The sequence below is a fragment of the Roseobacter sp. genome, from assembly GCF_039970775.1.
Taxonomy (GTDB): domain Bacteria; phylum Pseudomonadota; class Alphaproteobacteria; order Rhodobacterales; family Rhodobacteraceae; genus Roseobacter.
On the sequence record NZ_JBDVLG010000044.1, the window covers coordinates 15,579 to 38,447 of the forward strand.

Annotated in this window: 21 protein-coding genes and 1 riboswitch; of the genes, 9 read left to right on the top strand and 12 right to left on the bottom strand. The window is 59.6% G+C overall.

Going from position 1 to position 22,869, the window contains the following annotated elements:
* Positions 1–15 precede the first annotated feature (15 nt).
* Together ABJH13_RS10375 and ABJH13_RS10380 are read right to left on the bottom strand one after the other, a co-directional pair.
* Positions 16–282, bottom strand: coding sequence for a DUF6525 family protein (locus ABJH13_RS10375; protein WP_348406140.1), 267 nt, complete (start codon positions 280–282; stop codon positions 16–18).
* Positions 279–914: a DUF1826 domain-containing protein gene (locus ABJH13_RS10380; RefSeq protein ID WP_348406141.1), complete on the bottom strand. Its 636-nt coding sequence runs from the start codon at positions 912–914 to the stop codon at positions 279–281. Before ABJH13_RS10380 ends, ABJH13_RS10375 begins: the two co-directional genes overlap by 4 nt.
* A 332-nt stretch (positions 915–1,246) precedes the next feature.
* Here ABJH13_RS10380 and ABJH13_RS10385 point away from each other — a divergent pair, with 332 nt between their 5' ends.
* On the top strand, positions 1,247–1,939 hold the full coding sequence (locus ABJH13_RS10385) for a hypothetical protein (protein WP_348406142.1): 693 nt from the start codon (positions 1,247–1,249) through the stop codon (positions 1,937–1,939).
* A gap of 115 nt (positions 1,940–2,054) precedes the next feature.
* Positions 2,055–2,384: a DUF2322 family protein gene (locus ABJH13_RS10390; RefSeq protein ID WP_348406143.1), complete on the top strand. Its 330-nt coding sequence runs from the start codon at positions 2,055–2,057 to the stop codon at positions 2,382–2,384.
* Between the two features lie 50 nt (positions 2,385–2,434).
* Here the strand turns inward: ABJH13_RS10390 and ABJH13_RS10395 are convergent, their stop codons facing one another.
* Positions 2,435–2,698, bottom strand: coding sequence for a hypothetical protein (locus ABJH13_RS10395; protein WP_348406144.1), 264 nt, complete (start codon positions 2,696–2,698; stop codon positions 2,435–2,437).
* Between the two features lie 266 nt (positions 2,699–2,964).
* On the opposite strand from ABJH13_RS10395, the gene ABJH13_RS10400 reads away from it, so the two are divergent.
* Positions 2,965–3,396 carry a hypothetical protein gene (locus ABJH13_RS10400; RefSeq protein WP_348406145.1) on the top strand — a complete coding sequence of 144 codons (432 nt, stop codon included), beginning with the start codon at positions 2,965–2,967 and terminating at the stop codon, positions 3,394–3,396.
* Positions 3,397–3,764: 368 nt separating this feature from the next.
* Positions 3,765–3,971, top strand: a complete 207-nt coding sequence (locus tag ABJH13_RS10405; RefSeq protein WP_348406146.1) for a cold-shock protein — start codon at positions 3,765–3,767, stop codon at positions 3,969–3,971.
* Between the two features lie 67 nt (positions 3,972–4,038).
* On the opposite strand, the gene ABJH13_RS10410 is transcribed toward ABJH13_RS10405, so the two are convergent.
* Positions 4,039–4,674 carry an arylesterase gene (locus ABJH13_RS10410; protein ID WP_348406147.1) on the bottom strand — a complete coding sequence of 212 codons (636 nt, stop codon included), beginning with the start codon at positions 4,672–4,674 and terminating at the stop codon, positions 4,039–4,041.
* A 52-nt stretch (positions 4,675–4,726) separates the two neighbouring features.
* Between ABJH13_RS10410 and ABJH13_RS10415 the strand changes: the two genes are divergently transcribed.
* On the top strand, positions 4,727–5,416 hold the full coding sequence (locus ABJH13_RS10415; RefSeq protein ID WP_348406148.1) for an ABC transporter ATP-binding protein: 690 nt from the start codon (positions 4,727–4,729) through the stop codon (positions 5,414–5,416).
* Complete coding sequence (locus ABJH13_RS10420; protein ID WP_348406149.1) at positions 5,413–7,941, top strand: FtsX-like permease family protein; 2,529 nt, start codon at positions 5,413–5,415, stop codon at positions 7,939–7,941. The genes ABJH13_RS10415 and ABJH13_RS10420 overlap by 4 nt, the downstream gene beginning before the upstream one ends.
* Before the next feature lie 181 nt (positions 7,942–8,122).
* On the opposite strand, the gene gcvP is transcribed toward ABJH13_RS10420, so the two are convergent.
* From gcvP to gcvT, 3 genes are all read right to left on the bottom strand, one after another.
* The gene (gene gcvP / locus ABJH13_RS10425; RefSeq protein ID WP_348406150.1) at positions 8,123–10,966 is read right to left on the bottom strand and encodes an aminomethyl-transferring glycine dehydrogenase; all 2,844 of its coding nucleotides are present in this window, start codon (positions 10,964–10,966) and stop codon (positions 8,123–8,125) included.
* 72 nt (positions 10,967–11,038) lie between these two features.
* Positions 11,039–11,398: a glycine cleavage system protein GcvH gene (gene gcvH / locus ABJH13_RS10430; RefSeq protein WP_348406151.1), complete on the bottom strand. Its 360-nt coding sequence runs from the start codon at positions 11,396–11,398 to the stop codon at positions 11,039–11,041.
* A gap of 19 nt (positions 11,399–11,417) precedes the next feature.
* Positions 11,418–12,542, bottom strand: coding sequence for a glycine cleavage system aminomethyltransferase GcvT (gene gcvT, locus ABJH13_RS10435; protein ID WP_348406152.1), 1,125 nt, complete (start codon positions 12,540–12,542; stop codon positions 11,418–11,420).
* A gap of 151 nt (positions 12,543–12,693) precedes the next feature.
* A riboswitch (glycine riboswitch) is annotated at positions 12,694–12,782 on the bottom strand.
* A gap of 97 nt (positions 12,783–12,879) precedes the next feature.
* On the opposite strand from gcvT, the gene ABJH13_RS10440 reads away from it, so the two are divergent.
* Positions 12,880–13,440 carry a gamma-glutamylcyclotransferase family protein gene (locus ABJH13_RS10440; protein WP_348406153.1) on the top strand — a complete coding sequence of 187 codons (561 nt, stop codon included), beginning with the start codon at positions 12,880–12,882 and terminating at the stop codon, positions 13,438–13,440.
* Positions 13,441–13,460: 20 nt separating this feature from the next.
* Here ABJH13_RS10440 and gltX read toward each other — a convergent pair whose 3' ends face one another.
* Positions 13,461–14,795 carry a glutamate--tRNA ligase gene (gene gltX, locus ABJH13_RS10445; RefSeq protein ID WP_348406154.1) on the bottom strand — a complete coding sequence of 445 codons (1,335 nt, stop codon included), beginning with the start codon at positions 14,793–14,795 and terminating at the stop codon, positions 13,461–13,463.
* A gap of 235 nt (positions 14,796–15,030) precedes the next feature.
* Here gltX and ABJH13_RS10450 point away from each other — a divergent pair, with 235 nt between their 5' ends.
* Positions 15,031–15,960, top strand: a complete 930-nt coding sequence (locus ABJH13_RS10450; protein WP_348406155.1) for an MBL fold metallo-hydrolase — start codon at positions 15,031–15,033, stop codon at positions 15,958–15,960.
* A gap of 131 nt (positions 15,961–16,091) precedes the next feature.
* Here ABJH13_RS10450 and ABJH13_RS10455 read toward each other — a convergent pair whose 3' ends face one another.
* Entirely contained in the window at positions 16,092–17,750 is a 1,659-nt protein-coding gene (locus ABJH13_RS10455) for an NAD+ synthase (RefSeq protein WP_348406156.1), read from the bottom strand.
* A gap of 184 nt (positions 17,751–17,934) precedes the next feature.
* Between ABJH13_RS10455 and ABJH13_RS10460 the strand changes: the two genes are divergently transcribed.
* Positions 17,935–19,323: a 2-isopropylmalate synthase gene (locus ABJH13_RS10460; RefSeq protein ID WP_348406157.1), complete on the top strand. Its 1,389-nt coding sequence runs from the start codon at positions 17,935–17,937 to the stop codon at positions 19,321–19,323.
* Between the two features lie 83 nt (positions 19,324–19,406).
* Here the strand turns inward: ABJH13_RS10460 and ABJH13_RS10465 are convergent, their stop codons facing one another.
* The 3 genes from ABJH13_RS10465 to ABJH13_RS10475 form a co-directional block, all read right to left on the bottom strand.
* Positions 19,407–20,408, bottom strand: coding sequence for a hypothetical protein (locus ABJH13_RS10465; RefSeq protein ID WP_348406158.1), 1,002 nt, complete (start codon positions 20,406–20,408; stop codon positions 19,407–19,409).
* A gap of 137 nt (positions 20,409–20,545) precedes the next feature.
* Complete coding sequence (locus ABJH13_RS10470; protein ID WP_348406159.1) at positions 20,546–22,072, bottom strand: cryptochrome/photolyase family protein; 1,527 nt, start codon at positions 22,070–22,072, stop codon at positions 20,546–20,548.
* On the bottom strand, positions 22,069–22,734 hold the full coding sequence (locus tag ABJH13_RS10475; RefSeq protein ID WP_348406160.1) for an SDR family NAD(P)-dependent oxidoreductase: 666 nt from the start codon (positions 22,732–22,734) through the stop codon (positions 22,069–22,071). The genes ABJH13_RS10470 and ABJH13_RS10475 overlap by 4 nt, the downstream gene beginning before the upstream one ends.
* Between the last annotated feature and the right edge of the window lie 135 nt (positions 22,735–22,869).

Consider the following 22,869-nt stretch of genomic DNA (forward strand, 5'->3'; position numbering starts at 1 on the left):
GAAGACGCGATGCCGTTAAAGCGTCTCAATTTGGGAAAACGACTGCCGTTCGCGCGCCAAGGTCTGCTCTTCGGCGCGCGATAGGGCGTGCAACGCCTCTTGTACGGTGCGGCCGTTCGCATTGGCGCGTTTCCAAATGCGTTGGGCAGATATCGGCGACCACGGCAATGCCGCCTGAGACAACCAGTTTCGCAGCGGTTCCGGTAGGGCATCATAGCTTTGCATCGGGTCCCCCGACCGCCGTTTGCGGCGCAGGCCTGTCGCCCCTAGATTGCGGATCATGTCATATCCTCCGGGTCAAAGACCGGATCCAGAACCAAGACCAGCCGGGTCTCATCGGTCCCCTCAATAGGCGGAGACCGGTGCAACAAACCAGAACGCGGGGTTTCCGGCCAAAGCGTACCGCGCAACACCACCGGCGACCCCGTCGGGACCGTGAACACCCGCGCCGGATCCAACCCATCTGTGGAGATACCATATTGCGTGCCCGTCCCACGGTACGTGCAGATCAGGCGTGCAGTGAGCGCATCGATATGAAACTTGCGGCAGGCATTTGATCTCACCGGCTCCAGCCGCAACCGCACATGCCCCGATGGCATCAGACCTTCAAACAGGTTGGCCAAAGCCGCTATGTCATTGATAAGATACGTACGTTCCGCAGATTTAGGCGTGTTGGCAAGGTCGCAAAGCCGCTCAACCGCGCCTCGCACCGCCTTGTGACGCATGGCAATGCGCCCGTGCGGCAACCGGTCAGGGCGGAGCGCATCCAACCACGTTTGGAAACCCGGCTCAACTGGCCTGCGCCAGATCGCTGCAGCACAACCGGGTGTTTTGATGGCGGCCAAATCGTCAGGTTTATCCGCGATGGCAACGCCCACGGCCGCGTTTTTGACCACCTCACGCATCAACGTCATGCCCCTTGCCCCAAACACCATGGCAACATCGCGGGGTCCGCCACAGTTAACCCCGCAAAACCGGTAGCGGATGCGCGCGTGTTTGACATTCGGTGCTCCAGAATCTGCATTAGACGTCATGCAACTTAGCCAGTTACCAAACCAATGCAACCCAATTAGTTACATGTGTTTTGACACCATGTGGAATCGCCCCATCACCCACAATGCCCGGCGCCATCTGCCCCGAATGCCGCGCGAAAATGGGCCCCTGACGACGGGCACGGATAAAAACTAATAAAATTGCAACTTTTTTGACAGAAAACTGCAGATAATTGTGACGTTTCGAGGCGCTGATGACAGTTAAATTTTGCATAGCTGCGGTGATGGCATCCGCGGTTGTGGTCCACGCCGATCCGACCCCGGGAAGCTTGTTTCTTTCCAAGACCGACACAACCCGCGCAAGCCTTTCCGGCCTCTTTGTAAGCCGCGAGCAAGGGTTGTTCGCGGACCGCCCCGCCGTGGCGCCCATTTTTTCGAACGAACCGCTATTGGGGCTGCACGGGCGTGATGTGCAGGTGATACACGATCTGATCGAAGAGGCAGAATCGCGGTCTCATGGGTACGACGCCGTTCAACATGGCGCGCGCGTTCGCCCAAAACGCAAACCCTCGCAAATGACATTGGCCGAGATATTCACCTGGATTGAACAGACCCCCGGCCAGCCCCATGCAATTGGGCGCTATCAGTTCATCCCCCCAACCTTGCGTCGTTTGATGATCAAAGCGGATTTGGCGCTAAATCAACGCTTTAGCCCGTCTATCCAAGACAAGCTTGCCAACATCCTTCTTGCCGAAGCCGGGCTACATCATTTTCGCGCAGGCACGTTGGACCGTCACGCTTTCATGAATAATCTGGCCGAAATTTGGGCGGGGCTACCCAATTCAACCGGGAAATCCCATTATCATGGCACCGCGGGCAACAAGGCCTCTATCAGCTGGTCGCGTTTCGACAGTGTGATGGAACGTATCTCGCCCAAACGTGGCTGATCAGACACCGTAAAAACCACGCTTGTGATATTGCGTGATGACCAACACGTGGTGGTGGCAGCCGATTAAAACTGCTAGTCCGGCGATGCAATTCACCCAACAAAAAAGCCTCGTGATGATCAAACCAACGGCGTCATTCAAAGAAAACCTACAGCAGCTGCCATCCATTGATGACCTAACCCGCATCGACCTCGTTGATCAGGCGGGCGCGGTTCATGCGTCCATCGAAAACCTGCCCGGCAAGCAGGGCTCGCTCGCCGTTTATCAGTATCTTCACGGTATTTTCGGTACTATTGACGCGACTGCCGCGGCACACGGGCTAGCTGTGTTTGCCGAACATACGTCAGACGCCAAAAACCGTCCCGGCGCTCACCCCAACATCGACATCCTACTGGACATCGTCAATGGCGGCACAACGTTGAACACACGACCATTTTCCAACTAAATCGCGCGCAACACAGCGGCCGACAACACCCTTGTCGGCGTTGCGCAATGTCAGAGCATCACTTGCCAAATCAGCAAGCTGGGCACCAACATGGCAAACAAGATGCAAAACAGTTTGGCGGCGTGGCTGACCTTGCCGAAACCACCGGACCCCAACGCGCCATCACCGTAGCCGGCAAAAGCAGCCATTAAGGCGTACCCCGCGGCTTCCTGACTGCGGTCTTGGCCATGGATCGACGTCAAAGCGGTTTGGGTGACGCGGGCCCGTCGTTCTTGTTCTGTCAACTGGCCCTCAAGACTTTCCATATTGCTCATGTCGCTCACCTCTCCGTTGCAATGTAGTGTCACGTGGGGCGCAAATGTCCAAAATCCAGCCTTACGCGCCAAAAAACCCAAAAGATGCCCATGTTCGCCTGCCCCACCCCCGGAATGATGGCCCGCACCTGCCAAAGCGCCGGTGCTTTTACCATTCAGTAACCATACCTAAAAACGCCAAGCTCCATTAACATCCTGTTAGTATTCATATTGCTTTAATGGTTTCGGGTGGTGGCTTCGAAATGTGAACAACATTGGAGCTCCAGATGAGTGCTATTTCTTTCATTGCACCGTATGCACCACAGCCTGTGGGCGCGGCGCAAAACGACGGGTTGATCGCCGGCTTACAAGCCAATCAACCCATCGGTGCTGCGGCAAAAGGCAACGGGACCAACCTGGCGTCGGACCATTCAGGCCAAGGCGCGGGCAACGGGACCGGGACAGGCGGAGCGCAGGTCGCGTCGTTATTAAAACGCGGGCAAACGACCATGGCGCCAAGCGACGCAACGCCAAAATCTGTCGTAGACGCCCGTACGGAATTCCCCGACGCGTTCTTGAACCAACAGGCCGAATTGCGCGCGGAAACGACAGCCCGTCAAGCCGCGCGCGAGGCCGAACATCGTGCTGACCGTGCCATTGCAGAGGCCGACATTGCCGCCAAGGCAGCCAAAGCCGTTGTTAAACTGCCCGCTGTGTGATCAGTGCGAACCGTCTGGGCGCGATCGGGCGCAACATTCTGCGGGTTTTATCCGCCGTGGGGTACACATAGGTGGTCCGGTTGGCGCAATCCAACTTGGCCACCTCACACATGTCGCGACCTCAGAAATCGTTCGCGTGGACTCGAACGCAAAACACCATCAATACACGTGTGGCGGGAATCTGCCGATGGCGTTAACGTAAGCGCTGTCATTAGAATTTCACTTGATTTTGCAAAAACCTCGCCCAATATCGAAGATGCGACGCGACGAACTATCGACCACGGCTCTTTCCGGCCAGTCATTCGATCTGCTTTCGGCCGAGCCAAGTTGCCGCATTCCGCGGGCAACATAAGACAGGAGACACGGGGATGGCATCTGGCACCGTGAAATGGTTTAACACGACAAAAGGTTATGGGTTTATTGCCCCAGACGGCGGCGGTAAGGACATTTTTGTCCATATCTCTGCAGTTGAACGCGCCGGGCTCACGGGCCTCGCTGACAACCAAAAAGTCACCTTTGACGTCGAAGCAGGCCGCGATGGCCGCGAAAGCGCCGGCAATCTGACGCTCGCCTGAACAAGGTTTTACAGCATACTGAAAACGGGCGCGTGGGTGCCCGTTTTTCATACCAGATCAAGGGCGATCACTCTGCCGTGCGCGCCACCAGCGTTTGCACATACGGCCCCAAACTGTCGACAATGTGGATCACACCGCGCGCATTCGGGTGGATCCCGTCAGGTTGCATATAGGCCGCCACAGACGCCAGATCGCCGTCCGTGGCCCCTAATCCTTCGAAAAAATCTGGGGCGTATAGCGCGCCATATTCCTGCGCAAGCTCGGGGTATATCGCGTCAAACGTCTGTTTGTAGTCCGGCCCGTAGTTACCCGGCGCGTCCAACCCCACCAATAGCACGTCAACATCAGCCGTCTGCGCGGCCTGCAAGATCCCTTCGAGGTTCGCGCGGCTGGTGCCCGGGTCAATCCCCCGCAGCACATCATTGCCCCCCAAGATCACAATCATGGCATCAACATCCGGCGTCAGTGTCCAGGCGGCACGGCTCAACCCGCCCGCGGTGGTGTCCCCCGACACCCCTGCATTGATCACCCGTGCCGCCACACCTTCGCCCTGTAACCACTGCTCTAATTGCGGCACAAAGCCCTCAGGCGCGATCAGGCCGTAGCCTTGTGTCAGGCTGTCGCCCATGGCCGCAATGACCACATCATCCGCCTGCACCGCCACAGGCCATGTCAACATTAACGCGATCGCAATCTTGTTCATCTTGATCCTATCTCCATATGCCACAAGTATACCGCGGAAAGGTGTTAAGCCCATGTCAAACCCTATCTTCTCTCTTCAAGATGCCACCCTGTCGCTGGATGGCAATGCCGGGCGGGTCGATATCCTGCATGGAATATCGCTTGACGTTCACAAGGGCGAGAGCTTGGGCCTTATCGGGCCGTCTGGGTCAGGCAAATCATCTTTGTTGATGGTGATGGGCGGGCTGGAACGCGCAACAGGCGGGCGGGTCACGGCCATGGGGCAAGACCTGACGCAACTGTCCGAAGACGCGCTGGCCCGGTTTCGCCGGGATCACATGGGTGTGGTGTTTCAATCCTTTCACCTGATCCCCACGATGACCGCCCTAGAAAACGTGGCCACGCCGCTGGAGTTGGCAGGCGACCCCGATGCATTCGCCAAGGCCCATGCAGAACTGACGGTGGTCGGGCTGGCCCACCGCGCCGATCACTACCCATCGCAAATGTCAGGCGGCGAACAACAGCGCGTGGCGCTGGCCCGCGCCTGTGCACCGCGCCCCGATATTTTGCTGGCCGATGAACCCACGGGCAATCTTGATGGGGTCAATGGGGCCGCGATCATCGACTTGCTGTTCGGGCTGCGTGACCGTCACGGCGCGACGTTGGTCTTGGTCACTCACAGCCAAAGCCTCGCGGCGCAGTGCGACCGGGTGATCCGCCTAGCCGACGGGCGCATCGCCCCATTGGAGCGCGCCGCAGAATGAGCCTTGCCCTTGCCGCCCGTTTTGCCCGCCGCGAACTACGCGGAGGGATACGGGGATTTCGCATTTTTCTGGCCTGCCTCGCCCTTGGGGTCGCCGCAATTGCTGCTGTCGGATCCGTCCGTTCCGGCATCGAAGCAGGCCTCGCGCGCGAGGGTGCTGCCCTTCTGGGCGGCGACGCCGAGATGGATTTCACCTACCGTTACGCCAACAACGCTGAACGCGCTTGGATGCGCCGCGTCGCCACAACCGTCTCGGAAGTCGTCGATTTCCGGTCCATGGCCGTGGTGGGCACCGGCGACACCGCCCAACGTGGGCTGACCCAGGTCAAAGCCGTCGACACCGTCTATCCGTTGATCGGACAGGTGGTGTTGACACCCGATATCCCGCTCGACCGTGCCTTGGCCCGCGAAAACGGCCTGCCCGGCGCCGTCATGGAACGGGTCTTGATTGACCGACTGGGGCTAGAGCTTGGTGATACCTTCCGACTGGGCACGCAACTCTTTCACCTTGCCGCCGAGCTGACCCGCGAACCCGACAGCACGGGCGGTGGGCTCACCTTGGGGCCCCGCACCATCGTCACCACCGAAGGGCTTGCAGGGTCGCAACTGATCGCCACAGGTACGCTGTTTTCCACGAAATACCGGCTCGACCTGCCCCCTGACACCGATCTGGCCGCCCTCGAAACCGAAGCGCGCGCGCGCTTTGCAGACGATGGCCTGCGTTGGCGAGACGCCCGCAATGGCGCGCCCCGCACCGCACGATTTGTCGAACGTCTCGGCGCGTTTCTGGTGCTGGTTGGCCTGTCTGGGCTGGCCGTCGGCGGGGTTGGCGTGTCGTCTGCTGTACGCGCGTACCTTGCGGGCAAAACCAGCGTCATCGCAACGTTGCGCACGCTGGGCGCCACCCGCCGCGTGATCTTTCAGACCTATTTCTTGCAAATCGGGGCATTGTCATTGTGCGGGATCGCAATGGGTGTGGTGTTGGGCGCGTTGGTCCCTGTGGTCGCCGCGCCGCTGATCGCAGACCGCCTGCCCATCCCCACGGCGTTTGCCATCTACCCCGCGCCGCTGATTGAGGCCGCGCTTTACGGGGTGCTGACCGCCTTTTTGTTCACGCTCTGGCCTCTGGCCCGCGCCGAAGACATCCGCCCCGCCGCGTTATTTCGTGACGCGCTGCACAGTGGCCGGGCCCTGCCGGCGCCGCGTTATCTGGCGATGACGGTCGCGGCCCTGGCAATATGGCTGGGCCTTGCCGGGTGGTTTTCCGGCACCTGGTGGCTGACGCTCTGGACGGCTGGGGGCATCGCGGGGGCGCTGTTACTGCTGTGTGGTGCTGCCGTGCTGATCCGCGCCCTGTCGCGCCGCGGTGCCGCCGTCAGCCGCGGGTATCCACGGTTGCGGTGGGCGCTTGCCGCGATCTCTGGCCCGCGCGAAGGGGCTGGGTCTGTGGTGTTGTCGCTGGGGCTGGGGCTGTCGGTCCTTGCCGCCGTTGGCCAGATCGATGGCAACCTGCGCAACGCCATCACCGGCAACCTGCCCGAGGTCGCACCGTCTTATTTCTTTGTCGACATCCAAAAAGACCAGATGGATGGGTTCATGGCCCGGTTGTCGGATGACCCCGCCGTAGAACGCGTGCAATCCGCGCCCATGCTGCGCGGCGTCATCACCCGTATCAACGGCCAACCCGCGCGCGATTTTGCGGGCAACCATTGGGTGCTGCGTGGCGACCGGGGCGTGACCTACACCGATGTCATGCCCCCCGAGGCAGACATCACCGCCGGAGAGTGGTGGCCCCGCGATTACACCGGCCCCCCCCTGATCAGCTTTGCCACCGAAGAAGCCACCGAGATGGGCCTGTCCATCGGCGACACAATGACCGTCAACATATTGGGGCGCGACATCACCGGAACCATCGCCAATTTCCGCGAGGTCGATTTTTCATCCGCGGGCATCGGGTTCGTCCTGACAATGAACCCCGCCGCACTGTCCGGCGCGCCCCATAGCTTCATCTCGACTGTCTATGCCCAAGAAGCCGCAGAAGCGCAGATCTTGCGCGATTTGGCCGGGGCATACCCCAACATCACCGCGATCCGCGTGCGCGATGCAATCGACCGTGTCGCGGACGTTCTGGCTGGGATCGCCACGGCCACGTCTTACGGTGCTGGCGCGACGCTCCTAACGGGGTTTTTGGTCCTCATCGGGGCGGCCGCTGCCGGGACCGATGCGCGTGTCTTTGAAGCCGCCGTGTTGAAAACACTGGGCGCATCGCGGCGCAGCATCCTGATCAGCTTTGCGCTACGCTCAGCGGTGTTGGGCCTGTGCGCCGGGGTGGTTGCACTGGCCGCCGGGATCACCGGAGGATGGGCCGTCAGCCATTTCATCATGGAAACCGATTTCACCGTGATCTGGCCTTCGGCGTTGTCCATTGTGGCGGGGGGTATTTTCGCCACGCTGATCGCTGGGCTGTTTTTTGCATGGGGGCCGCTGAACGCAACACCGGCGCAGGTGTTGCGCGCACGGGAATAAATCACCGCGCCGCAAAAAAGCCAGTGTTTTGCCACAAACAGAAAGGGTACCTTAACCCCTGTAGGGTTTAACGGCTGCGCGGGCCGGGCGGGATACCGATGACCGCATCGCAAAGACGCAGATATGCGTCTTGATCGGGGAGAGGTTGGAACAATCTCTCCCCGTTTTTCGCAGGCTCAGCCTATTCCGCCGCCTCGGCGTAATCTTCCATCGGCGGGCAGGTGCACACCAGATGGCGGTCCCCATAGACATTGTCGACCCGGTTCACCGGTGGCCAGTATTTATCAACCCGGAAGGCACCGGGCGGGAAACACCCGGTATCGCGCGCATAGGGTCTGTCCCAGTCACCAACCAGATCCTCAACCGTGTGCGGCGCATTCTTGAGCGGATTGTTATCTGCATCCATCGCGCCGCTCTCGATCTGGGCAATTTCAGCCCGGATCGCCAGCATCGCATCGCAAAACCGGTCCAGCTCGGCCTTGGTTTCGCTTTCTGTCGGCTCCACCATCAAGGTGCCCGCCACAGGCCAGCTCATTGTGGGCGCGTGGAACCCGCAGTCGATCAACCGTTTGGCGATGTCGTCAACCGTCACACCGGCGCTGTCGGCAAAGGGGCGCACATCAACGATGCACTCATGGGCGACACGTCCGGTGGGCCCTTTGTACAGCACCTCAAACGCGCCCTCCAAACGCCGCGCGATGTAGTTGGCGTTCAAAATCGCCACGCGGGTCGCCTGTGTCAGCCCGTCGCCGCCCATCATCAGGCAATAGGCCCAACTGATTGGCAACAAGGACGGTGACCCAAAGGGCGCCGCCGACACCGCACCGTCACCCGTAACGGGCGAACCGGGCAAATGCGCCACCAAATGCGCCTTGACGCCAATCGGCCCCATGCCGGGCCCACCACCACCATGCGGGATGCAAAAGGTCTTGTGCAGGTTCAGGTGGCTGACATCCCCGCCCAGATCCCCCGGACGGCTCAGGCCGACCATCGCGTTCATATTGGCCCCATCAATATAGACCTGACCGCCATGATCATGGGTGATCTGGGTGACGTCCATGACCGTTTCTTCGAAGACACCGTGGGTCGATGGGTAGGTGATCATGCACCCCGCCAGATTGTCGGAGTGTTTTTCCGCTTTGGCACGGAAATCATCCAGATCGATATCGCCGTTGGGCGCGGTTTTCACCACCACGACTTTCCAGCCGACCATCTGCGCCGACGCCGGGTTGGTGCCATGTGCGCTCATCGGAATGAGACAGATGTTGCGATGCCCCTGCCCTTGCGCCGCGTGATAGCTCGCGATTGTCAACAACCCCGCGTATTCGCCCTGCGCGCCCGAATTAGGCTGCATAGAGATCGCATCATACCCGGTGATATCGCAAAGCTTCGCGTTAAGATCGTCGATCAGTTCGGCATACCCCAGCGCTTGGTCGGCGGGTGCATAGGGGTGCAGCAGGGAAAATTCACGCCAACTGACGGGCATCATTTCTGCGGCCGAATTCAGCTTCATCGTGCACGAACCCAGCGGGATCATCGCGCGATCTAGCGCCAGATCACGGTCTGCCAGACGCCGCATGTACCGCATCATTTCGGTTTCGGCGCGGTTCATGTGGAAAATCGGGTGCGTCAGGTAATCGGACGTGCGCAGCATCTTTTCAGGGACGCGGTATTCGGGCGCAAAATCAACATCTTGGCGGTCAATGCCAAAGGCCCGCCAGACGGCCTCGAGGGTGGCCGGTTTGCACCGTTCGTCCATCGTGATCCCGACGCGGGTCTCGCCAACGGCGCGCAGGTTGATGCCCTCGTCCACCGCAGATTTCATCACCGCTGCCTGCAACGGGCCGACATCCACGGTAATCGTGTCAAAACAGGCCTTTGGGTCCACCTTGAACCCGGCATCTTCCAGCCCTTTGGCCAGACGCACCGTTTTACGGTGGATCCGTTGCGCGATGGCTTTCAACCCCTCGGGCCCATGGAACACCGCATACATCGACGCCATAACCGCCAATAATGCCTGCGCTGTACATACGTTCGACGTGGCTTTTTCGCGGCGAATATGTTGTTCGCGGGTTTGCAACGATAGGCGGTACGCACGGTTGCCATTGCTGTCGATGGAAACACCGACAATCCGCCCCGGCATCGCGCGTTTATAAGCGTCGCGGCACGCCATATAGGCCGCATGGGGCCCGCCATACCCTTCGGGCACACCAAACCGTTGGGTCGACCCAACGGCGATATCAGCACCCATCGCACCGGGCTCTTTCAGCAGCGTCAGCGCCAGCGGATCCGCCGATACCACACCAATGGCGCCGTGTTCATGCAGGGCCGTCATGTGGTCGGTGAAATCATTCACATGACCGTAGGTACCGGGGTACTGAAAGATCGCCCCAAACACCGCACTTGCGTCCATCTTGGCCGGGTTGCCGATAATCAATTCGATGCCCAAAGGCGCCGCCCGCGTGCGCATCACGGCGATGTTTTGCGGATGGCAATCGCGGTCCACAAAGAACGCGCGCGCCTTGGATTTGGCGACGCGCTGCGCCATGGTCATCGCCTCGGCGCAGGCGGTGGCTTCGTCCAGCAACGACGCATTGGCGATTTCCAGCCCGGTCAAATCGGTGACCATCGTTTGGAAATTCAACAGCGCCTCAAGCCGGCCCTGCGAAATTTCAGGCTGGTAGGGCGTATAAGCCGTGTACCACGCAGGGTTTTCCAAGATATTACGCTGGATCGCGGGCGGTGTGACCGTGCCGTGATACCCCTGCCCAATCAACGAGGTCAGCACCTTGTTTTTGGCGCCCACTTTGCGCATGTGCTCCAGCACCTCGCGTTCGGACATGGCGCGGCCAAAATCCAACGGCTCTGCCTGACGAATGGCCGCTGGCACGGTGTCGTCGATCAACCCTTCGATCGTGTCCGCCCCCACAACGCGCAGCATCTCGGTCATTTCCACCGGAGACGGCCCAATGTGGCGCCGATTGGCAAAATCATACGGCAAATATTCGGTTGGTTTATACACCATTGCTCAATTTCTCCCGCGCGGTCCGCGCTTGATCCTATTTAAACAGTCACATGTCCAAACGACGTCAGGCGTCTAGGAAATGAACTTTTGATAGCCCGCTTCATCCATGAATTCGTCCATCTGGCTGGCATCGCTGACGCGCATCTTGAAAAACCACGCCTCGCCCTGCGGGTCCTCGTTTACGGCGCTTGGGTTATCGGCCAACGCGCTGTTCACTTCGACGATTTCGCCGTCAACCGGGGCCAGAATATCGCTCGCGGCCTTGACGCTTTCGATCACGACTACTTCGTCATCTTTGCTGACGGTCGTGCCTTCGTCGGGCAGTTCAACAAACACCACATCGCCCAGCTGTTCGGCGGCGTGGATGGTGATGCCTACGACCATAACGCCGTCCTCTTCGCGCAGCCATTCGTGCTCTTCGGTGAATTTCATCTGGTTTTCTCCTGTTTGATCATCTTTTGAAATTGGCGGCCACAAAGGGCAACGCCACCACCGCAACGGGCAAGCGTTTGCCGCGCACCTCGCCCCACAGCGGTGTGCCAACGGGTGCGTGTTCGGTCGCGACATATCCCATGGCAACCGGCCCTTCGACCGACGGCCCGAACCCGCCCGACGTGACGCGGCCAATCTGCGCGCCGCCTTCGGGCGCATCGAACAACACCACGCCTTCGCGCATCGGTGCGCGGCCTTCCGGCTTTAGGCCGACGCGTTTGCGGGTGACCCCCGCAGTGAAGGTTTCCAACACCACGGCCGCGCCAGGAAACCCGCCAGCCCGTGCCCCGCCTGCGCGCCGCACTTTCTGCACCGCCCAATTCAGCCCGCCCTCGACGGGGCCGGTGTCCGCGTCGATGTCATGCCCATACAGGCACAGGCCGGCTTCTAGGCGCAGCGAATCGCGCGCGCCCAACCCAATGGGCGCAACGCCGCGCCGGTCCAGCAGCGCGCGCACCAACGTTTCGGCCTCGTCTGCGGCCACGGAAATCTCGTACCCGTCTTCGCCGGTGTACCCCGACCGCGACGCCCATACCGCATGGCCGCCCAGGTTCAGGTCGGCCACATCCATGAACCGCATGTCGCGCGCCTGCGCATCCATATCGCTGATCACTGCCGCCGCACCCGGCCCCTGCAGGGCGATCAACGCGCGGTCTGTCAATTCTGTGACGGTGATGTCCGCAGGCAAAGACGCACGCATATGGGCGATATCCGCCGCCTTGCAGGCCGCATTCACCACCACAAACAGGTCGTCGCCCCGGCGGGCAAACATCAGATCGTCTTCGATACCGCCTGCGTCATTGGTGAATAGCCCATAGCGTTGCCGCCCATCGGCCAACCCCAACACATCCATCGGCACCAAGCCTTCAAACGCCTGCGCAACCGCATCCCACGAGGGCCCGGACAAAACCACCTGCCCCATATGGCTGACATCAAACAGCCCCGCCGCCGTGCGCGTGTGCAGGTGTTCCTTGAGCACGCCCATCGGGTATTGCACCGGCATGGAATAGCCAGCAAAGGGTACCATTTTCCCGCCCAATTCCACATGAAGGTCATGCAGGGGGGTTATCGCCAATTCTGCCATTCGGCCTCTCCTTTAAAACCGAATAGGACCAAAGCACCCCACCGGCATCAGATACGCGCCACCAGCGCGCCCAAGATGCCCCCTCTGTCTTTTCGCCTGAGATCGTTATCCCTTCGGCGGATGCCACGCGGCACCTCTCTCCAGAGTTCTGGTATCCCGCGCGGTCCGGTGGCCTGAGAGTTTCCGGGGCGGTTGCTCCTTCGGCACCAGCCTTGCGGCCAGTTCTCCCGGGCGGGAATGTGCGCGACGGTATGCCAGCCTGCGCGACGAGGTCAAGACGTCTTGTGCCCACTTCGCCATAATGTTTGAGTGTGCTAAAATTTTGGCAGGACAAACAATGAGCGACCCCTATTTTTTCGGCTACGGCAGCCTTGTGAACACCCGCAGCCACACCTACCCGGACCCGCATCCTGCGACGTTAAACGGCTGGCGGCGCGCTTGGGTGGCGACAGAACGGGCAGGCAGCGTGTTGTTGACGGGTGTGCCCAGCCCCGGCCATAAAATCGACGGGTTGATTGCCGCGGTACCCGGCGCCGATTGGGTCGCATTGGACACCCGCGAGACCGGATATGCCCGTGTGCCCGTTGACGGCCACGTTGACCACGCCCACCCCGGCGCGCCTGATATTGCGGTCTATGCTGTGCCACCCGAAACCATGCACCCGCGCAGCACGCAAGTGATTTTGCTTAGCTATCTTGATGTGGTTGTGCAGGGGTTTCATGATGTGTTCGGGAGCGCCGGGGTAGCGCGGTTTTTTGACACCACCGACGGATGGGACACCCCCGTCTTGGATGACCGCCACGCGCCCCAGTACCCGCGCCATCAAAAACTGCCCCCCGCGCAAACCGCCACAGTGGATGACCACCTTGGCCGTGTGGGCGCACAGGTGGTCACGTAGGCCACCCCAAAGCCGCGCGGTTATCCAGTAACGTTGCGGGCTTTGACCACCTGCAACAACGGCATCAATGCCGACATATCAGGGCCGTGCGCCTGACCGGTCAGCGCCTTGCGCAGCGGCATAAACAACCCGCGCCCCTTGCGGCCTGTGGCCTCTTTAACGGCGGCGGTCCATGCGCCCCAGCTTTGGTCGTTGAACGGGGCGTCGGGCAGCAGGGCGATCGCCTGTGCCACAAATTCGGTGTCTTCCGCGTCGATCACCGGGTCGGCGCCATCTCGCATCATGGCCCACCATCCTGCAAGATCCTGCAATGTGGTGATGTTTTCACGTGTGACGGCCCAGAACTGTTCGGCCATGTCATCGGGCACGCCCGCCGCCGCGATGGGCGCGGCGACATCGGCCAGCACCAGACCCGCCAGATGGCGCGCCGTCAGGGGCATCAGATCAGCGGCATCGAATTTGGTCGGCGCGGCGCCGAACCGCCCAAGATCAAACCCATCGATCAGCTGGGACATTTCTGTGCGCAGGTCCACCGGGTCGCTGGACCCCAGACGCGCCATCAAGCTCAGCAGTGCCATCGGCTCCACGCCCTGTTCGCGCAGATCCCGCAGGGACAACGTGCCTAACCGCTTGCTCAGCGCTTCACCCTGTGGGCCCGTCAGCAGGGAATGGTGCGCAAACGATGGCACCGCGCCGCCAAGCGCCTGAATAATCTGGATTTGTGTCGCGGTGTTGGTCACGTGGTCCGACCCGCGCACAACATGGGTCACGCCCATCTCGGTGTCATCGACGACGCTGGCCAATGTGTACAACACTTGGCCGTCCCCCCGGATCAGCACCGGGTCTGACACGCTGGCCGCATCAATAGAGATATCACCCAAGATGCCGTCGTTCCATTCAATGCGCGCCTGATCCAGTTTGAACCGCCACACACCTTCGCCGCGGTCGGCGCGCAGGGCGTCTTTTTCCGCATCGCTCAGCGCCAAGGCCGCACGGTCATAAACCGGCGGTTTGCCCATGTTCAGCTGTTTCTTGCGTTTCAGATCCAATTCGGTCGGCGTCTCGAACGCTTCGTAGAACCGGCCAATGTCACGCAATTGATCCGCCGCAGCGGCGTATCTGTCCATCCGTTCGGATTGGCGTTCAACCCGGTCCCAGTGCAGGCCAAGCCAGTCCAGATCACGTTTGATGCCGTCGACATATTCTTCTTTAGACCGCTCAGGGTCGGTGTCGTCGATACGCAAGATAAACGTACCATCGGCCTTGCGCGCGATGAGATAGTTCATCAGCGCGGTCCGCAAATTACCGATGTGAATGTGGCCAGTGGGCGACGGGGCGAAACGGGTGGTTGTCATGCATGTCTCCTGTTGCAGCGCGTGGTGTCACAGGCGCGCTGATTTGTCCAGCAAACCGCACCTCGCCCGCACGCGATTGCACCAAACTTCGTCCCGCAAGGGTTGAATTAGGCCCAACACGCCATCCTCGCAAGAATATGATACCGCGTGATTATATTTTCATTGGCACCACGCAAAGTCACACTAAGTTCGACACTAATAAATTTGCCCCCATCCAACAGCAAAGGAAACGATCATGTCTGATCAAATGAAACTCACGCGCCGGGCCGCACTTGCGGGCGCCGCCACGCTACCACTGGCCGCCGCCACCGCCGGAACAGCCCAAGCGGCCGCGCCGATTTTGGGGACCGCCATGTCACCGTTCCAACGGGTCAAAGTCGGTGGTTTTGACGTGACCACTTTGCTCGCAGGGAGCGTGGCACGTGATGACCCGCGCAGCATTTTTGGGCTGAACGTGGATGAGGACACATTCAACAGCGTCTCGGCCGCGGCAAACCTGCCCACCGACAAGGCGCAGTTCTTCTTTACCCCCACGGTTGTGAACACCGGGTCCGAATTGGTGTTGTTTGACACCGGGTTGTCCGGTGCAGGCACCACCGCCGCCCTAACCGCCGCGGGCTACACCCCGGACCAAATCGATATTGTGGTCATCACCCACATGCACGGCGACCACGTGGGCGGCATGACACTGGAAGACGGCTCGCTGACCTATCCAAATGCGCGCTACGTCACAGGGCGTACTGAATTTGACGCATGGGCCGCACAGGACAACGACACGTTCAAATCCAAGGTCGCGCCCTTTGCCGAACAGTTCACGTTTATTGAAGACGGTGGGTCAGTTGTATCTGGCCTGACAGGCATGAACGCGTTTGGCCACACGCCCGGACACATGGCGTTTATGGTCGAAGACGGCGGCACACAGCTTCTGCTCGGCGGGGATTTTGCCAATCACTACGTGTGGTCCTTGGCGCACCCCGATTGGGAAGTGAAGTTCGACATGGACAAAACAACAGCCGCCACAACGCGCCGCACCCTTCTGGATATGCTGTCGGCGGATAAAACGGCGTTTGTTGGGTATCACATGCCCTGGCCCGGTATCGGATATGTGGAAAAATCCGGTGATGCGTTCGCCTACGCGCCCCACAGCTATCAGTTGATGCTGTAATATTGCACGGGGCGGCGACGTTGGCCGACGTGCAGGCCGACGTCGCCGCCCCACGTATGTTTTGTACCGGATTACCCCACCGGGGACCCGGCACAAAGCAACACCCCCAGACTATGGTCCGTCAGGTGCGGTTATGACGGATCCCGCCACCGGTTGACGATGGGATAGCGGCGATCCAACCAGAATGCGCCTTTGGTCAGTCGCGCACCCGGCGCAGACTGGAACCGTTTATATTCTGAGATATAAACCAGATGTTCGACCTTTTTCGCCACATCACGCGCAAAGCCAGCCGCAACGCAGTCGTCTATAGATCCGGCCCGATCCACCAAGATCTCGAGCATTGCGTCAAGATCTGGGTAGTCTGGCAGGCTGTCACTGTCTTTTTGGTCATCGCGCAATTCGGCCGAAGGCGGTTTGTCGATCACGCTGTCGGGCATCACGGCACCTTGCGGCCCCATCATCCAGTCGCGGTGGTTGGCATTGCGCCAGCGGCAGGTTTCGAACACGCGGGTTTTATACAGGTCTTTGATCGGGTTATACCCGCCCGCCATGTCGCCATAGATCGTGGCGTACCCCACGGCCACCTCGGATTTATTGCCCGTGGTCAACAACATCTCGCCGAACTTGTTCGACATCGCCATCAACAACAGCCCGCGCAGCCGTGACTGAATGTTTTCTTCGGTCAGATCGGGCTCTAACCCCTCGAACATCGGCGCAAGCGCCTCTGTCACGGCGGCACGCGGGCCTGCGATCGGCACGGTGTCGTAGCGACAGCCCAAGGCGGCGGCCACCGCGGTGGCATCATCCAGCGACCCGTCAGACGTGTATTCAGACGGCAACATCACACAATGCACATTCTGCGCGCCCAACGCATCCACAGCAATCGCCGCAACCAGCGCCGAATCGACCCCGCCCGACAGCCCCAACACCACCTTGCCAAAGCCCGTCTTGCGGCAATAATCGCGCAGCGACATCACCATCACACGGTAGTCTTGTTCCCACGAGTCGGGGTGCGCGGCTTTCTGGCCTTCGACCACGCGCCAGCCCTGATCTGTGTGTTCCAGATCAACATGCGCAATCGTCTCGTCAAACATCGGCAATTGCAGTGCCAGCTGGCCACCGGGGTTCAAGGCAAACGACGCGCCATCAAACACCTGATCATCCTGCCCGCCGACCATATTGAGGTAAATCAGCGGCAGTTCTGTTTCTACCACCCGCGCCACCATGTGGTTCAGGCGGGTGTCAAATTTGCCCCGGTAGTAGGGCGACCCATTGGGCACCAGCAAAAATTCGGCGCCCGTTTCGGCCAAGGTTTCGGCCACGTCCTCGTGCCAGGCGTCTTCGCAGACCGGGCTGCCGACACGCACGCCCCCCACGTCATAGGGTCCGCCCAACGGTCCCGCATCAAAGATACGGACCTCGTCAAAGACGGTTTCATTCGGCAAGTGGTGTTTGAGCTGCTGGCTGACGATCTGACCCCCTTTGAGGATCAGATAGGCGTTATATAGCTTGGTGCCTTCGACCCACGGGCACCCAATCGCCAACGCAGGACCATCGGCACAGGCCTTGGCCAGCGCATCAATCTGGGCGGCGGCATCCAACTGGAACGCCCGGCGCATGACCAAATCCTGCGCGTTATACCCGGCGATAAACATCTCTGGCAGGGCGACCAAATCGGCACCCGCATCGCGCCCGGCCTCCCAAGCTTTGCGCGCCAAAGCTGCATTGCCCACCAGATCGCCCACCGTTGGGTTGAGCTGCCCCAGAGTAATCCGAAATCGATCTGCCATGCGTATCGGCCCTTTTTGCCTGCCTATCAGCCATGTAGCAGATTGCGGGCGCGTGAAAAGCCTCTGTCCGCGCAATCGTAACAAAAGACGATTGCCCCCAAAGCGGGGTTTGCGTAAGTTCTGAAGGGGCTCAGGCTGGGCTTGAGCCCATGTTTTACTGTCACCGTCCGTCCAAGGGGTCCTCATGCTTCTGCGCCGTCTGATCTTCTGCTTCGCTCTTCTGCCCATGCCACTTTGGGCACAAGACGATCAGGTCTTGACCAAACAATACGACGACGGCGGCGTTTACGAAGGGACGTTTCGCGGCGGTGTGCAGCACGGTGTGGGCTCTTACAAACTGCCCAACGGCTATGAATACACCGGCCAATGGGTCGACGGCGAAATCAAAGGCGACGGCATTGCGCGGTTCCCCAATGGGTCCGTCTACGAGGGGCTTTTTGCCAAGGGCAAGCCCGAGGGGTTTGGCAAAATCACCTTTGCAGATGGCGGTACCTACGAAGGCGACTGGCTGGGCGGCGCGATCATGGGCACTGGCATCGCGCTATATGCCAATGGGGTGCGCTACGAAGGCGGGTTTCGCAACGCAAAGCACCACGGCAAAGGCACCATGCAAAGCCCCGGCGGATATGAATACACCGGCGACTGGCTAGAGGGTGTCAAAGAGGGCGCAGGCGTCATCACCTACCCCGACGGGGCCGTCTACGAAGGCCAGATCAAGGCGGGTAAACGTGCAGGCGAAGGCACGCTGACCATGCTTGACGGGCTCGTTTATGTCGGGCTGTGGCGCGATGGCCAAATTGACGGCACCGGCAAGCTGACCCAAGCCAATGGCGACATCTACGAAGGACAGTTGGTGGCAGGCCGCCGCGAGGGGTTGGGCAAGGTAAACTATGCCAATGGCGACATCTACGAAGGCAATTTCGCCGGTGATTTGCGCGATGGGCAGGGCACATTCACCGCCGAAGACGGCTATATGTACACCGGATCATGGGTCGCGGGCGAAATCGCCGGGCGCGGCCGCGTGGCCTACCCAGACGGGTCGATCTATGTGGGGGATTTCGCGGGCGGTCTTGCGGATGGCAAGGGCCTGATCACTTACGCCGATGGGTCCACCTATGACGGCGCATGGAAGGCGGGCGTGATCGACGGCAGAGGCAAGGCCTCTTACATCAACGGTGTCGTCTACGACGGCGAATTCAAGAATGCGCGCAACCATGGGCAAGGCATCATGACCTATGCGGATGGCTACAAATACGATGGCACTTGGATTGACGGCCAACGGCAGGGCACAGGGACGGCCACCTACCCCGATGGTACGGTCTATGTAGGGGATTTCGCAACCGGCCAGCGCCACGGTACGGGCAAGATCACCATGCCCAGCGGGTTTGTCTATGAAGGCGCATGGGTCGAGGGCGAAATCGAAGGCGAAGGCATCGCGACTTACGTCAATGGCGACGTCTATGAGGGCACCTTCAAGTCGGGCAAACGACAGGGCACAGGCACCATGCGCTATGCCAGCGGCGAAGAAACCACCGGCAGTTGGGAAAACGGCGCGCTGACAGACGGCGGCTGATTGCGGACCCTGTTGGGGTGCTTCAAACCACGCAGAACGATCCTGCGATGCTGATACATCGGAATACGTTCTGCGCCATTCGTTTATTCCACCAACGCATCTTCTAATATTTCTGGCTTTTGCTGTCGCGCCCGTTCGCGAATGGTCTCAATGGTATTGTCGCCAGCAAAGTGCCATTTACGTTCGAAATAGTCTTGCAGGCTTCCGATAAACGCACCACCCGCGATGGTTTCAGACCATTTTATATAGGGCATCTGACTTGAGACACTGTTGAGGTAAAAGCCAGAATAGGCCTCTGTGACCTCTCCGCTGTTCACGATCAAAATAGGCAGCCCCGCAGGGTCATCATAAAACCGCACCCTCAGTTCGCCAATGGACGGGTCAGCTTTTTTCAGCCGCTCATACTGTTCATAATGTGTCAGCATGAAGCTGAAACTCGCGGCCAGCTGTTTGCTATACGATTCAGTATTGCTGTGCACTGAACTGGCATCTTTGAATGCCGGGGCCGTATAACGACCCCGTATTTCGGCATAATCGCTAAACGGCGACATCATCAACAAATCAACGTTTGTCCCCTGCTTGACCGCCTCCAAGATCGCCACCATGTTCTTTTCGGCATCCCGGAACAGAGTATTGAGCCAAAACACATGCCCGGTCTTAAGCCGCTTTATGTGCTGCAGTTCATGCGGATCATCGGCAATCCCATCCAACCCGTACCCGAATTTCAGCTGAAGCGCATTTTCGGTTCGGCGCCGGATATCATCCATCCTATTTTCAAGTTCTTCGCGCTCACTGTCGATGGCATCTTTGAGTTCGCGGATGCGTTCTTCGACCGAATAACGTTCCCCGATTTTCTGTATGAAAACGATAACCAGCCCGACCGAAAGCGCTGACAGGATCGTTTCAAAGGCGATAAAAAACGGGTCTATTCCAGTTTCGGGCTGCTGGACCCCGACATATTTTACATAGACCCAGAACCCGATGGCAGATATGGCAAGCAGTCCGCTGACAGTCCATCCAATATGACGTCTGATAAATTCAAGCATACTATCCCTTTCAATGCGCACGGAAATACGGTCGTGCATGTCTAAAAATTTAACGAGAAAAACAGTTTGAATACGTTATAATATACGTAAATAAGTGCTTTTTGTCTATACGCACATGTATGGAAGCCCCGCTGTGGCGGTAACACCGTCGGCACGGGTCATCAGAGACACTGGACCTACACGACGCGTCCTGCATCCAATCGCGCCAGAACCTCATCCGCGTCTGCCAAGACAGTCGTGCGGCGATCCGCGGCCATTTTATCCCACGTGCGGTACATGTTGCCCATGCGCGCGTTGCTCTTGAAGCGGTCCCGGTGGCGATCCAGAAAATGCCAATACAACAGGTTAAACGGGCAGGCCCCCTCGCCGGTTTTCTGGCTGACCTTGTAGGCGCACCCTTTGCAGTAATCCGACATCCGGTTGATATACGCCCCACTGGACACATAGGGTTTGGACGCGATGATACCACCATCGGCGAACTGGCTCATGCCGACGGTGTTGGGTGCTTCGACCCACTCAAAGGCATCCATGTAGACGGCCAGATACCATTCATGCACCTGCTGCGGGTCAATCCCTGCCAACAGCGCAAAATTCCCGGTGATCATCAGACGTTGGATGTGGTGGGCATAGGCCTCTTGTTTGGTCTGCTGCACCGTTTTGGACAGACACCGCATCTGCGTTTCCCCACCCCAAAACAGGTCGGGCAGGTCGCGGGTGTGGCCCAGCATGTTGCGTTCGGTGTACTGCGGCCCCTCCAGGAAATAGATGCCGCGCATGTATTCACGCCAGCCGATGATCTGCCGGATGAATCCTTCGGCGGCGTTGATTGGCACGGTCCCTGCCGCATAGGCTGCCGCTACTTTTTCACACACCTCTAGAGGGTCCAGCAGGCCAATGTTGATATAGGCCGAGATCACCGCGTGATACAAAAACCGGTTTTCAGACAACATCGCGTCTTGGTAATCGCCAAACCGGGCCAACGCATGGTCAACAAAATGAGCCAACGCTTGCAACGCCTGTCCCCGCGTTGTGGCAAACCAAAACGGGTGCAAATCCCCGAAATGTCCGCCAAACCGCGCCTCAACCAGATCCAACACCGCGGCAACATCGGCGTCGGGGGTAAACCGCAGCGGGCCATCAAAGGCCACATCTTCGGGCGCGGGTTTGCGGTTGTCGTGGTCAAAATTCCACTTGCCTTCGACGGGGTCTTTCCCGTCCATTAACAAACCCGTTTTGCGCCGCATATCGCGGTAAAAATATTCCATCCGTAACTGTTTGCGGCCACTAGCCCAGGTTTCAAACGCGTGGTGTGATGCGATAAATCGGTCGTCAGGCAAGATGTGTGTCGTGATCGGCGCGTGTTTCAGTGCAGTGATCAACCGCCATTCACCCGGCTCTGTGACCACCACGTCTGTTGCCCCGGTTTGATCGGCGCGGCGCAACAGTTCGCCCACGATAGACCCCGTGTTGTCGGTGTCATCCAGCTCGCAGTATCGCACGTCCCAGCCATCTGCCCTGAGGGCCGCTGCGAATTTGCGCATCGCCGCAAAGATCAGCGCGATTTTCTTGGGGTGGTGTTGCACATAATCGGTTTCGGCGGCGACCTCGGCCATAACAACCACGTCTTTGGTCCGATCCGCGTCGCGCAGCGCACTAAGCCCGTGGGACAGTTGGTCGCCCAAAACCAAGATCAGCCTGCTCACCAAGGCACCGTTTTGCCGGCCCAGTCAAAGAACTGCCCCGTCTGCGCAGGGGTCAAATCATCGATCACGTTCAACAGGTTTTGCGCGGCATCATCGGGCGGGACCGCAGGGTGGCGGCCCAGATATTTGGCCGTGAAAGGTGTGGCGACCGTACCGGGATGCAGTGCGACGCAGACAGACTGTTTATGCGTGCGGCTTAGTTCAATGGCGGTGGTATGCACGATCTGGTTCACCGCCGCTTTGGCACTGCGGTAGCTGACCCAACCGCCCATGCGGTTGTCCCCGATCGACCCGACGCGCGCCGATAAAACCGCCACAACCCCCGCCCCATCGCGGCGCAACAGGTCTGCCGCGTGGCGCAGCACCAGCGCAGGCCCCACCGCATTCACCGCGAACTGATCCATCATCGCCTGACGCGTCACCGACTTCACGCTCTTTTCTGGTTCGGCCCCGTTGACCACCAATGCCCCCGTGGCCACCACCACCAGATCAAACGGCCCGTCCAACGCGCCAAGATGGTGCGCCACACTGGTCTCGTCGGTGATGTCAAACCCATCGGCACTGCGCGATAGCGTCGTTACGGCATCGCCACGCGCGGCACACATCGCCACCAGACCTGCGCCAATCCCACCGGATGCGCCTATTATCAAAGTTCTTTTCATCTAAGCGCATTTAGCCGGGTCAGATCGCGCTTCAAGGGCCTATGCGCAAATCCACGCCACAGATGTACAGACGTGCAAAAAATCAACTTCCCATTTGCATTTCTGTGCGTATAACTGTCGCATGGCATCTGCTCA